The organism is Burkholderia sp. ZZQ-2 (assembly GCF_050768715.1).
In the GTDB taxonomy this organism is placed as follows: Bacteria; Pseudomonadota; Gammaproteobacteria; order Burkholderiales; family Burkholderiaceae; genus Burkholderia; species Burkholderia cepacia.
The window spans coordinates 1-12175 of sequence record NZ_LDVA01000282.1 but is presented as its reverse complement, the minus strand read 5'-3'; the positions used below and the strand labels follow the sequence as shown (position 1 = coordinate 12175).

The window sequence follows — 12175 nt, the reverse complement described above, 5'->3', positions numbered from 1 at the left end:
GCGGGCGGGTTCGGTCGCGCTGTTCCGCGCCGCGTCAGCCGGCCACGTCGATCCCGTCGAGCAGCCGCTGCGCGAGCCTCGGTTCGCGCAATTGCTCGAGCCACCATTGCAGCGCCCGGCCGTCCCGGTCGCCGTGCCACGCGACATACAGCCGGTTCGGCTCGCGCGGATCGGCCGTCTGTCTTTCCACGAGTTCGCCGCGCGCGAGCAGCGACGCCACGCGCCGGCGCGGCACCCAGCCGACGCCCAGCCCGTCGCGCTGCGCGAGGATCTTCGCGCGCATCGACGGCACCGCCAGCACGGCCTGCCCGCCGAGCAGGCCATACGCGCGGCCGGCCGCGCGCCGCGACGAATCGGCGACGACGACCGCCCGGTGCGCGCCGATCGCATCTCGCGTCAATGCGCCGCTCACGGCGGCCAGCGGATGGCGCGGCGATACCGCGAACACCCACTCGATCGCCCCCAACTCGAACCACTTGAAGCCGGGAATCGCCGGCGGCTCGTTGGTCGCGCCGACCACCAGGTCCGCACGGCCGTCGCGCAGCGCTTCCCAGGTACCGCCGAGCACTTCGTGCGTGAAACGCAACGACACGCCCGAATCGAGCGCATCGAACGCGTGGACGACGGGCAACAGCGTGTCGAACTCCAGCACCTCGTCGCTGACGATCCACAGCCGGTCTTCCCAGCCGCTCGCGACCTGCCGCACGCGCTGCGTCAGCCGCGCGACGTCCAGCGCCAGCCGCGCCGCCTCGTCGGTCAGCAGCTGTCCGGCCGGCGTGAGCTGTAGCCGGTAGCCGCGCCGGTCGAACAGCAGCGCGTCGAAGCGCGTTTCGAGCTGGCGCGCCGCGTGCGACACCGTCGACGGCGCCTTGCCGAGCCGCGCGGCCGCCCGCGACAGGCTGCCGGTGGCGCGGATCGCGTCGAGCAGCGCAAGTTCGTCTTCGGACAGCATGGGGTGGCTCCGGTGTGGGGTTGTCGTGGATCGTAAGGCAGCGGCGGGCCAAGGTCCAATCGGGCGATGCGGGCCGGTCGTGCCGATCGTGCCGGTCACGGGCGTGTCCCGCCCGGCCGGTTCGGCCGGCCTCTGCGCGATTCCTTGCGCTCCGGCGGCCGGTACAGGCATTCCGTCACGCCGTCACGGAGCCCGCACCATGCCGCCACCCCCGGCTTCCGGTATGCTGGTCAACTCGAAATTATGGCAATCGAGGTAACCACTGCGATGGACATCGCGATCCGCATCGAAGGCCGTCACGACCTGACGGGGCAGATCTTCCGGCAACTGCGCACCGCGATCGTCGACGGGCGCCTCGCCGGCGGCGCGCGGCTGCCGTCGACGCGCGACCTCGCGAAACAGCTCGGCGTCTCGCGCAAGACGACGCTCGATGCGTTCGAGCGCCTGGTGGCCGAAGGCTACCTGAATACCCGCGCGGGCGACGGCACGTTCGTCGCCGACGGCCTCGCGCGCGTGCCGCACGCCGCGTCCATGTCGGCACCGTCGCTCGTCGACGGCACGCCGCGCGTCGACGCGGTCGATGCCCGCGCGCTGTGGAACGACCTGCCCGACGCGCTCGCGATGCCCATACAGCACGATGCGCCCGGCTTCGACTTCCGCGGCGGCGTGACCGACAAGACGCTGTTCCCGTTCGACGCGTGGCGGCGCTGCCTGCATCACGCGCTGCGCCAGCAGATGCGCGGCCCCGCCCAGTACCACGACCCGGCCGGCGATCCGCAGCTGCGCGGGGCGATCGCGCGTTACGTCGCGTTCAGCCGCGCGGTCGCGTGCGGCTGGGACGACGTGCTCGTCACGCAAGGCGCGCAACAGGCGCTCGACCTGATCGCCCGCGTCGTCGTGCGGCCCGGCGATGTGGTCGCGGTCGAGGATCCCGGCTATCCGCCCGCGCGTGCCGCGTTCGCGTCGCTCGGTGCGACGGTGATCGGCGTGCCGGTCGACGCGCACGGCCTGGTCACGGAACGGTTGCCCGACGACGCGCGCCTCGTCTACGTGACGCCGTCGCATCAGTTCCCGCTCGGGATGCCGATGACGCTGGACCGGCGCGTCGCGCTGCTCGAATGGGCGCAGCGCCGCCGCGCCGTCATCATCGAGGACGATTACGACGGCGAGTTCCGCTTCGAGGGCCGCCCGGTGGAGTCGCTGAAGAGCCTCGACCGAACGGGCCTCGTCGCGTATGTCGGCACTTTCTCGAAGACGATCTTTCCGGAGCTGCGGATCGGCTACGCGATTCCGCCGCGCGCGCTGCGCGGCGCGCTGGCCAAGGCGAAGCAGATCGTCGACTGGCACACCTGCACGCTGACGCAGGCGGCGCTCGCCCGCTTCATGCTCGAAGGCGACTTCGCACGGCACCTGAAGCGCGTGCAGAAGCACTACGACGCGCGTCGCAAGATGCTGATCGCGCATCTGCGCGGCGAACTCGCGCCGTGGTTCGACGCGATCGTGCCGACCGCCGGCATCCACCTCGCCGCCCGCCTGAAGCCGGGGCTCGACGAGGCGGCACTCGTCCGCGCCGCCCGCGCGCAGGACATCGGCCTGTACGGTATCTCGGCATTCCACGTCGGCGTGCCGGTCAGTGCGGGGCTGCTGTTCGGCTATGGCGGGATCGACGCGCTGCGCATCGACACGGCGCTTGCGAAGCTCGCCGGCCTGCTGGGTTCGGGCAGCATCGGCGGCCCGGCACTGGTTACCTGAATTTTCCAGAAATTGGCCATTCAAGCAGGCCAGCTTGCGCCCTAAAGTGGGTCCTGTCGCGCCACCGTGCGCTCCAACCGAAAAAGGACCTGCCATGCAACCGCGCCTGAACTTCTATACCGCCAGCCCGAACGCCATCAAGGTGATGCGCAACGCCGAGGACTTCATCGCGAAAAGCTCGATCGAGAAGGCGCTCGCCGAACTCGTCCGCCTGCGCGCGTCGCAGATCAACGGCTGCGCGTTCTGCGTCGACATGCACACGACCGACGCACGCAAGGACGGCGAAACCGACCGCCGTCTCGCGACCGTCGTCGTGTGGCGCGAAACGCCGTTCTTCACCGAGCGCGAACGCGCGGCGCTGGAATGGACCGAGGCGCTGACGCTGGTGGCCGACAACCACGTGCCCGACGCCGTCTGGGAGGCCGTGAAGCCGCATTTCACCGACGAGGAACTGTTCGACCTGTCGATGCTGATCGCGACGATCAACACGTGGAACCGCTTCGCGATCGCGTTCCGCAAGATGCCCGAGTAAGGAGACGACGATGACGTACGCCACGCTCCGTCGCGCCGCCCTCGGCGCATGGCTCGCGGCCGCGCTGCTGCCGGCCGCCGCCCATGCGCACGACACCGGCGACAACGTGCACACGATCATGCAGCAGGCCGTGCCGGAAGCGCCCGGCAAGCTCGCGGTCGTCGCGACCGTCGACTATGCGCCCGGCCAGGCGTCGGAAGCCCACCGGCACCTCGGCTCGGTGTTCGCGGTCGTGTCGAAAGGCGAAGTGCTGTCGCAGGTGAACGGCGGCCCGCTGCACCGCTACCGCGCCGGCGAAGGCTGGTACGAGGCGCCCGGCTCGCGCCACCAGGTGTCGCGCAACGCGAGCGCGACCGAACCCGCGCAGATCGTCGTGTTCGGGCTGACCGGCGAACACGTGCCGCTGACGTCGCCGATCGATCAGTAAGCGCTTGCCGGGGCGCGTGCCGTTGTCGACGCACGTGCCCCCCGCTGCACGACCGGGTTCGCCGCCGTTTCCCTTCCGGGGCCCCGCCGCTCCCCGCCGGTTTTCCCTCGCCGTTTCCGCATTAGCCGCTCCCTACACTCCGCTACCCGCTTGCCGCACCGCGCCGCGCCACATCCCGGCCCGCCCGCGCCCCCGTTCGACGCTCGCCTGATCTCGATCAACCCGGTCGAAAACCCTTCCTTGAAATTAACTAACTCATCAATTAGCGTCGATTTCATGAACGCGAAATCCACCGTCGCCAGGCCGCGCGGGCGCCGCCCGTCGGTCGACGATTTCGACCTGCGCGACCACATGCTCGACGTCGCGATGCAACTGTTCGCCGAGCGCGGCATCGCCGCGACGACCGTCGCGCAGATCGCCGCCGCCGCAGGCGTCACGTCGGCGATGGTCCACTACTACTTCACGAATCGCGAGCGGTTGCTCGACGCGATCGTCGAGGAACGGCTCGCACAGGCGATCGCGTTCGTGTGGCGACCGACCGAGCCGCGGATCGACGACGATCCGTTCGCGCTCGTCGGCGAACTCGTCGACCGCTTCTTCGACGTCACGCACCGCATGCCGTGGCTGCCGTCGATCTGGCTGCGCGAGATCGTCCACGAAGGCGGGCTGCTGCGCGAACGGATGGTCCGGCGCATTCCGCTCGATCATGTCGGGCGCTTCGCCGAACGCATCCGCGGCGCGCAGCAGGCCGGCACGCTGAACCCCGCGCTCGAACCCGCGTTCCTGTTCCATTCGATCGTCGCGCTGGTGATGCTGCCGCTCGCGACCGCGAAACTGTGGCAAAGCGCGCGCGGCATGCCGCCGATCGACCGCGACGTGCTGCACCGGCACGTCCGCGCGCTGCTCGGTTCCGGAATGCAGCCGCCCGCCCCCGCGCGTCGCACACGGGCCCGCTCGCCACGGAGGCCGTCATGAAGCCGCCCTGCGCACTGCCGCTGGCGACGGTTGCCGCGGTCGCCGCAATCGCCGCAATCGCCGTGCTCGCCGGCTGCGGACGCCCGGCCGACAACGGCACGACCTACCAGGGCTACGTCGAAGGCGAATTCGTGTACCTGTCGTCGTCGCAATCGGGCACGCTGACGCAGTTGGCGGTCGCGCGCGGCCAGACCCTCGCCGCCGGCGCGCCCGCCTTCTCGCTCGAGGCCGTCAGCGAAACCGCCGCGCTGTTGCAGGCGCAGCACCAGCTCGCGGCCGCCCGCGCGCAGCTTGCCGACCTGCGGACGGGCAAGCGCCCGCCGGAAATCGCGGTCACGCAGGCGCAGCTCGCCCAGGCCACCGCGCAGGCCGCGCGGGCCGCCGCGCAACTGGCGCGCGACGAACGCCAGTACGCGGCCGGCGGCCTGTCGAAGCAGCAGCTCGACGATTCGCGCACGTCCGCGCAAACCACCGCCGCGCAGATGCGCGAACTGCAGAAACAGGTCGACGTCGCGCGCCTGCCGGGCCGCGCGCAGCAGGTCACCGCGCAGGCCGCGCAGGTCGACGCCGCGCAGGCGGCCGTGGCCGAAGCGCAGTGGAAGCTCGACCAGAAGCGCGTCGCCGCCCCCGCCGCCGGGCGCGTGTACGACACGCTGTACCGTGTCGGCGAATGGGTGCAGGCCGGCAATCCGGTCGTGCAGATGCTGCCGCCGCAAAACCTGAAGGTGCGCTTCTTCGTGCCCGAGGCCGCCATCGCATCGCTCGCACCGGGGCGCGCCGTCGCGATCCACTGCGACGGCTGTGCGGCCGACGTGCCCGCGCACATCACCTACGTGTCGAGCGAGGCCGAATACACGCCGCCCGTGATCTACAGCAACGAGAGCCGGACCAAGCTCGTGTTCATGATCGAGGCGCGCCCGGCCGTGGCCGACGCGCCGAAGCTGCATCCGGGCCAGCCCGTCGCCGTGAGGGTGCCGTGAACGCGCCCTCCACCCCGTACGCGATCGATGTCGTTCGCCTGAACAAGCGTTTCGGCGACAAGCATGTCGTGAAGGACGTGTCGCTGCGCGTCGCGCGCGGCGAGATCTTCGGCTTTCTTGGGCCGAACGGCAGCGGCAAGACCACGTCGATCCGGATGATGTGCGGGTTGCTCACGCCCGACTCGGGCAGCGGCACCTGTCTCGGCTACGACATCGTGCGCGACAGCGCGCAGATCAAGCGGCGCGTCGGCTACATGACGCAGCGCTTCTCGTACTGGGAAGACCTGTCGATCCGCGAGAACCTCGATTTCGTCGCACGCGTGTACGGGATGCCCGACCGCAAGGCGGCCGTCGCGCGCGCACTCGACGGGCTCGGCCTCGCGAGCCGCGCCGACCAGCTCACGGGCGCGCTGTCGGGCGGCTGGAAGCAGCGCCTCGCGCTGGCCGCCTGCATGCTGCACGAGCCGGCCCTGCTGCTGCTCGACGAGCCCACGGCCGGCGTCGACCCGGCCGCGCGCCGCGACTTCTGGGAAGAACTGCACCGGCTGGCCGCCCAGGGGATCTCGGTGCTCGTCAGCACGCACTACATGGACGAAGCCGAACGCTGCCACAAGCTCGCGTACATCGCGTACGGCGAGCTGCTCGCGCAGGGCACGTCGGCGGAGATCGTCGCGTCGCAGGGGCTCGCGACCCGCGCGATCACCGGCGGCCACCTGGCCGAATTGTCCGCGCGACTGCGCACGATGCCGGGCGTCGACCAGACGGTCGTGTTCGGTTCGGCGCTGCACGTGAGCGGCCGCGATCGCGCGCGGCTCGACGCGACGCTCGCGCAGGTCGCGGCGCAGGCCGGCGGGCCCGCCGCGCTGCAGGTCGCGCCGATCGACACCGGCCTCGAGGACGTGTTCATCTACATGATGGGCCGCGCATCCGCGCCGCCCGGCGGAGCGTCGTCATGAACGCGTGGGCGCGCTTGCGCGATGCGTTCTCGGTCGCGCGCTGGTGGAGCATCGTGCTGAAGGAATTCCTGCAGCTGCGCCGCGACCGCGTGACGTTCGCGATGATCGTCGGCGTGCCGATCATCCAGCTCTCGCTGTTCGGCTTCGCGATCAACACCGATCCGAAGCACCTGCCGACCGCGGTGATCGTCGCCGACGCGAGCCCGTTCGCGCGGAGCTTCGTCGCCGCGATGCGCAACTCCGCGTACTTCGACATCGTCGAGACGCTGCCCGACGAAGCGGCCGGCCAGCGTGCGCTCGCACGCGGCGACGTGCTGTTCGTATTGAACGTGCCGGCCGATTTCTCGCGCCGGCTGCTGCGCGGCGAACGTCCGTCGCTGCTCGTCGAGGCGGACGCGACCGATCCCGTCGCGACCGCGTCGGCGATCGGCGCACTCGCCGGCCTCGTGCAGCCGGTCGCGGACAAGGACCTGACCGGCCCGCTCGCGCACCTGAACGGCCGGCCGGCCGCCTTCGACGTCGTGCTGCACCGGCTCTACAACCCCGAGGGCATCACGCAGTACAACGTCGTGCCGGGCCTGATGGGCGTGATCCTGACGATGACGATGGTGATGATGACGGGCCTCGCGATCACGCGCGAACGCGAGCGCGGCACGATGGAGAACCTGCTCGCGACGCCCGTGCGGCCGCTCGAGGTGATGACGGGCAAGATCGTCCCGTACGTGCTGATCGGGCTGATCCAGGTGTCGATCATTCTCGCGGCCGCACGCTTCGTGTTCGAGGTGCCGTTCGTCGGCGGTGCGTTCGCGATCTACCTGTCCGCGCTGCTGTTCATTGCCGCGAACCTGACCGTCGGCATCACGCTGTCGTCGCTCGCGCAGAACCAGTTGCAGGCGATGCAGCTCGCGGTGTTCTACTTCCTGCCGAACATCCTGCTGTCGGGCTTCATGTTCCCGTTCGCCGGGATGCCGAAGTGGGCGCAGTTCATCGGCAACCTGCTGCCGCTCACCTACTTCAACCGCCTCGTGCGCGGCATCCTGCTGAAAGGGAACGGCTGGAACGACCTGTGGCCATCCGTGTGGCCGGTCGCGCTGTTCACCGTCGTCGTGATGGGCATCGCGTTGCGCTTCTACCGGCGCACGCTCGACTAGGCGCCGCACGATGAAGCCGGCTTCGCGTCGCCCCCTCCACGCCACCCGCTGCTGCACGCTGGCCGTCGCCGCGCTGCTCGTCGCCGGATGCGCGGTCGGGCCGGATTTCCACGCGCCGGATGCGCCCGCCACGCAGCGCTACACGCGCGGCGAACCGCCGGCGACGACGGCCGCCGCCGGCCCGACAGGCGATGGTCAGACGTTCGCATCGGCCGAACACACTCCGCAGCACTGGTGGACGCAGTTCGGCTCCGAACCGCTGAACCGGCTCGTCGATACCGCGTGGCGCAACAGCCCGACGCTTGCCGAAGCCCGCGCGCGGCTCGACGAAGCGCGCCAGAACCATGCGGCCGAAGCCGGCGCGACGATGCTGCCGAAAGTCGATGCGAGCCTGTCCGCGACGCGCGAGCAGGTCGACACGACCGCGTTCGGCCTGCCGGCCAGCGTGCCGAGCCCGGGGCCGTTCACGCTTTATGACGCGTCGGTGAGCGTGTCGTACGTGCTCGACGTGTTCGGCGGCAACCGGCGCGCGCTCGAGGCGCTGCGCGCGCAGGTCGACTACCAGGCCTATACGCTCGACGCCGCGCGCCTGACGCTCGCGGGTAACGTCGTCGCCACCGCGATCCTGCGCGCGTCGCTCGCGCAGCAGGTCGCGCTCACGCGGCAGCTGATCGACGCGCAGACGCGGCAGCTGCGCATCGTCGAAGCGCGTTTCGCTGCCGGTGGCGTATCGCAGGCCGATGTGCATGCGCAGCGCGCGTTGCTCGCGCAGACGCAGGCGTCGCTGCCGCCGCTCGCGACCCGCCTCGCGCAGTCCGGCCACCGGCTCGCGATCCTGCTCGGCGCGCCGCCCGCCGACGCGATGCTGCCCGACCTCACGCTGGATGCGCTCGCGCTGCCTCGCACGCTGCCCGTCGCGCTGCCGTCGACGCTCGCACGCGAACGGCCCGACATCCGCGCCGCCGAAGCCGTGCTGCACCAGGCGAGCGCGAACGTCGGCGTGGCCACCGCGAACCTGTATCCGCGCTTTTCGGTTTCGGCGGGGATCGGCTCGGAGCGCACACGTATCGCGGACATCGTGAGCGGGCTCAATGTATGGAATGTCGGTCTCGGTCTCACGCAGCCGCTCTTTCACGGCGGTGAACTGCGCGCGAAGAAACGCGCGGCCGAAGCGGCGTACGACGCCGCGTTCGCGAGTTACCGGGAAACCGTGCTCGAGGCGCTGCAGCAGGTGGCCGACGCGATGCGCGCGGTCGAGCACGACGCTGCCGCATGGCAGGCTCGGGACACGGCGGCACGGGAAGCGGCGGCCAGCAATACGATTGCCGGCGACCGTTACGCGGCGGGCGGGATCAGCACGTTCGACCTGCTCGATGCACAGCGGCAGGCACTGCAGACGGCGCTCGACCGTACGCGCGCACAGGCCGACCGGCTTGCCGATACGGCGGCGCTGTTTCAGGCGCTCGCGGGAAGCTGGACGAACGACGCGGCGGAGTGAGTGCGCGGTGCAGGGTCAATGCGGCGATCGAAGCGGAGCGATCGCGCGACGCGGGTTCACCCAGCGATAGAAACGGAGCGACAGGATGCGGGCTTGACGCAGCGATAGAAGCAAAGTGACCGCGCGGTGCGTGCTCGACGCAACGACCGCGGCGCGACATTCGCCCAAATCGCGCGGACATGAAAAAACCGGCCCGAAGGCCGGTTTTCATACCGCATGTCGCAAGCGGCGCTCACGCGCCGCGCGACATCAGAAGCGGTGGATCATGCCGACGCCGACTGCAATCTGGTTCTGCTTCGAACCTGCTGCCACGCCGTCGCCGATCTGCGTCGTCGCTGCCTGGATGCCGCCAGCCTTGTTCAGCGTATTGCCGGATGCGTGCTGGTAGGCTTCGAGTGCGTACAGGCCCGTACGCTTCGACAGGCTGTAGTACTGCGACAGCGTGACCTGATGGTACTTGGCCGCGCTCGTGATGCCGTTCGACTGCGTCGCCGCCGTGTACGAGTAGCCCACTGCGAAGTCCCACTGTGCCGCTGCCTTCCAGTGCAGCACGGCGCCAGCCGTGTTGAAGATCGCCGAGTTGCGGAACGCCGAGCCGACGCCCGGGGTGTACTTGACGTTCGTGTACGACGCCGACACGTCCCACGCCGGCGCGAACTGGTAGCCGGCCGTCACGCCGATGCGCTGCTGCGACTGCGCCGTCTGATAACCGGAGTTGATCGCCGACACGGCCGGCTGGCCGCCGCTCGTGACCGTCGAGTTGTCGCCCCACAGGCCGCCGCCGAGCGTCGAGTTGTTGACCTTCTGGTAGCCGACCGCGATGCCTGCCGGACCGTTCAGGTACTGGACTGCCGCGCTCCACGTCGAGCCGCGGTTCACGCTGCCCGGCACGCCGCCGAACGAGTACGAACCGCCGACCGTGAAGCCGTAGAACTTCGGCGACATGTAGACGAGCGAGTTGTTCGCGCGGTAGCTGGTATCCAGCGAATCGATATCACCCGGGTGCGCGCCGTATGCGCCCGTCAGCCACGTCGTCGGGCTGTACGGCGACAGCAGCGTGTAGTACGCCGTGTACTGACGGCCGGCCGTCAGCGTACCGTACGCCTGGTTCGTCATCCCGACCCATGCTTGACGGGTGAAGATACCGCCTGCCCATTGCGACGCACCGGTCGCCGAGTTCACGCCCGCTTCCAACTGGAAGATCGCCTTCGTGCCGCCACCGAGATCTTCGCTGCCCTTCAGGCCGAAGCGGCTGCCCGCCCATACGCCGGTGGACATCGACACCTTCGAGTGACCGCCGCTCGTCGCACCGGTCGACGGTGCCGCGTTGTTCTGGTAAGCCAGACCGTTATCGACGATACCGTACAGGGTCACGCTGCTTTGAGCGTGGGCGGCGGTAGCGGCTGCAAGGCCCGCTGCCGTCATGGCGAAAGCGACGCGCTTTTTCATTGATTCTCCGTCCTCAAAGAATGATTTCTTTTCTGGTGTGGTTTTATGACTGACACATGTGCGAGTACATGCCGACGCGATTCTGACGGATTACCAATCATTTCCCAACATGTGCAGTCGGTCATCGTATGATCGACGCAACGCACGGGTTCACCAAGCAGTTACATAACACCTGAAAACGCTTACGCGGCGGGCTTTTCCGGCATTTCCCGGTGAAAACCCTAGCTTTACATTTTTACGGGTGCAACACGACCGTCGGATGTTGTCAGATGCCTTCGGCGAAATACATCTTACAAATGCGCGACCGCGGCTGACGCCGCGATTCACGCCGCCGCGAAGGATCGCTGACGTTCATGACACCCACGTTTCGCGAAACGAAATAATGAAAACGTTTTTAGACGATGCGGGAGAACCGGCCCGGCGAACGCGGGCCGAGGGGCGACGCCGGCACCTGTCGCGCCGGCATCGTTCGGTGGGTGTCAGCGTGTGACCGGCTGCACGAGACGCGCGCTCACGGCATCGGAAAGCGCGGTCATGCGCGCGCGAATCGCCGTGTTCGAGCCGACCAGCGCGAGCGACGACGCCATGATCCGGTAGACGCGCTTTCTCGGCACCTTGGCCGGCTTCGCCGGATCGAGCCACGCGTCATGACCGGCCAGCAGCTCGAGCGTTTCGAGGCCGATCATGATCGGCCACAGGCATGCCAGCCGCAGCCGCACGAAGCGGCGCGGGATCGCAACGGTATACAGGCATGCGTCGCGATACTGGTCCAGCGTCACGCGCAGCAGGTCGACCAGCACGCCGCGCGCGCGCGCCGACGCATCGGGCAACATCAGGTCGGCGACGCTCAGCCCGTGCGCGCCCAGCACATCGTCGGGCAGGTAGCAGCGGCCGATGCGCAGGTCCTTCGCGCAGTCGCGCAGGATGTTGGTCATCTGCAGCGCCTTGCCGAAGCGGATGCCCTTCTCGACCATGTCCGGCAGGTTCCAGCCGCGCGCGGCCGGCGTGTGCATGCCCGTCATGTCGGTCCAGAACTCGCCCACGCAACCGGCGACGAGATACGTGTAGCGGTCGAGTTCGTCGCGCGTCCGCAGCGACGCGACCCGCCCCGATTGCTCGTCGGGGAACGTGCGCAGGTCGAATACCATCCCCGCCGTCAGCGTCGCGACGACCTTGCGGATCGATGCGCGATCGGCGTCCGGCTGCGCGCGCAGCAGCGCGAGCATCTGCTCCATCGAGCCGAGCAGCACGTGCTCGTGCGAATCGGTCTGCATCCGCGTCACGTCCTCGAGCGCACGCGACAGCGCGACGCCGTCGCCGAGCTGCTCGACCGCATCGCGCAGCTCGGTCAGCAATGCCGCGCGGCGATCGGGCGCGACGAGCGCCGTATCGGCGATCGTGTCGGCCGCGCGCGCGAGCAGGTACGCGAGGCCGACCGGGTCGCGCATGCCGTCGGGCAGCACGCGCAGCGTCAGGTAGAAGGAGCGGGAAACGTTCTTCAGC

At 69.4% G+C, this 12175-nt stretch carries 11 protein-coding genes; 8 read left to right on the top strand and 3 right to left on the bottom strand.

The window, feature by feature from the left end; translation table 11 throughout:
• Positions 1-34 precede the first annotated feature (34 nt).
• Complete coding sequence (locus ABY44_RS23300; protein WP_027791471.1) at positions 35-952, bottom strand: LysR family transcriptional regulator; 918 nt, start codon at positions 950-952, stop codon at positions 35-37.
• Positions 953-1219: 267 nt separating this feature from the next.
• Between ABY44_RS23300 and ABY44_RS23295 the strand changes: the two genes are divergently transcribed.
• The 8 genes from ABY44_RS23295 to ABY44_RS23260 all read left to right on the top strand — a co-directional run bounded on the left by ABY44_RS23295 (position 1220) and on the right by ABY44_RS23260 (position 9223).
• On the top strand, positions 1220-2704 hold the full coding sequence (locus tag ABY44_RS23295) for a PLP-dependent aminotransferase family protein (RefSeq protein WP_060085195.1): 1485 nt from the start codon (positions 1220-1222) through the stop codon (positions 2702-2704).
• A gap of 94 nt (positions 2705-2798) precedes the next feature.
• The gene (locus ABY44_RS23290) at positions 2799-3236 is read left to right on the top strand and encodes a carboxymuconolactone decarboxylase family protein (RefSeq protein ID WP_060171041.1); all 438 of its coding nucleotides are present in this window, start codon (positions 2799-2801) and stop codon (positions 3234-3236) included.
• A 10-nt stretch (positions 3237-3246) separates the two neighbouring features.
• Positions 3247-3663 (top strand): cupin domain-containing protein, encoded by a 417-nt coding sequence (locus tag ABY44_RS23285; RefSeq protein WP_059696248.1) that lies wholly within the window; start codon positions 3247-3249, stop codon positions 3661-3663.
• 276 nt (positions 3664-3939) lie between these two features.
• Positions 3940-4638 (top strand): TetR/AcrR family transcriptional regulator, encoded by a 699-nt coding sequence (locus ABY44_RS23280; RefSeq protein WP_060171043.1) that lies wholly within the window; start codon positions 3940-3942, stop codon positions 4636-4638.
• Positions 4635-5618 (top strand): HlyD family secretion protein, encoded by a 984-nt coding sequence (locus ABY44_RS23275; RefSeq protein WP_060171045.1) that lies wholly within the window; start codon positions 4635-4637, stop codon positions 5616-5618. Before ABY44_RS23280 ends, ABY44_RS23275 begins: the two co-directional genes overlap by 4 nt.
• Positions 5615-6574: an ABC transporter ATP-binding protein gene (locus ABY44_RS23270; protein ID WP_060171048.1), complete on the top strand. Its 960-nt coding sequence runs from the start codon at positions 5615-5617 to the stop codon at positions 6572-6574. The genes ABY44_RS23275 and ABY44_RS23270 overlap by 4 nt, the downstream gene beginning before the upstream one ends.
• Positions 6571-7725, top strand: coding sequence for an ABC transporter permease (locus tag ABY44_RS23265; protein ID WP_059696254.1), 1155 nt, complete (start codon positions 6571-6573; stop codon positions 7723-7725). Before ABY44_RS23270 ends, ABY44_RS23265 begins: the two co-directional genes overlap by 4 nt.
• Before the next feature lie 10 nt (positions 7726-7735).
• Positions 7736-9223, top strand: coding sequence for an efflux transporter outer membrane subunit (locus ABY44_RS23260; RefSeq protein ID WP_060171050.1), 1488 nt, complete (start codon positions 7736-7738; stop codon positions 9221-9223).
• A gap of 249 nt (positions 9224-9472) precedes the next feature.
• On the opposite strand, the gene ABY44_RS23255 is transcribed toward ABY44_RS23260, so the two are convergent.
• The gene (locus tag ABY44_RS23255; protein ID WP_060171052.1) at positions 9473-10672 is read right to left on the bottom strand and encodes a porin; all 1200 of its coding nucleotides are present in this window, start codon (positions 10670-10672) and stop codon (positions 9473-9475) included.
• Between the two features lie 479 nt (positions 10673-11151).
• The gene (locus tag ABY44_RS23250) at positions 11152-12174 is read right to left on the bottom strand and encodes a squalene/phytoene synthase family protein (protein WP_431642355.1); all 1023 of its coding nucleotides are present in this window, start codon (positions 12172-12174) and stop codon (positions 11152-11154) included.
• Position 12175 lies beyond the last annotated feature (1 nt).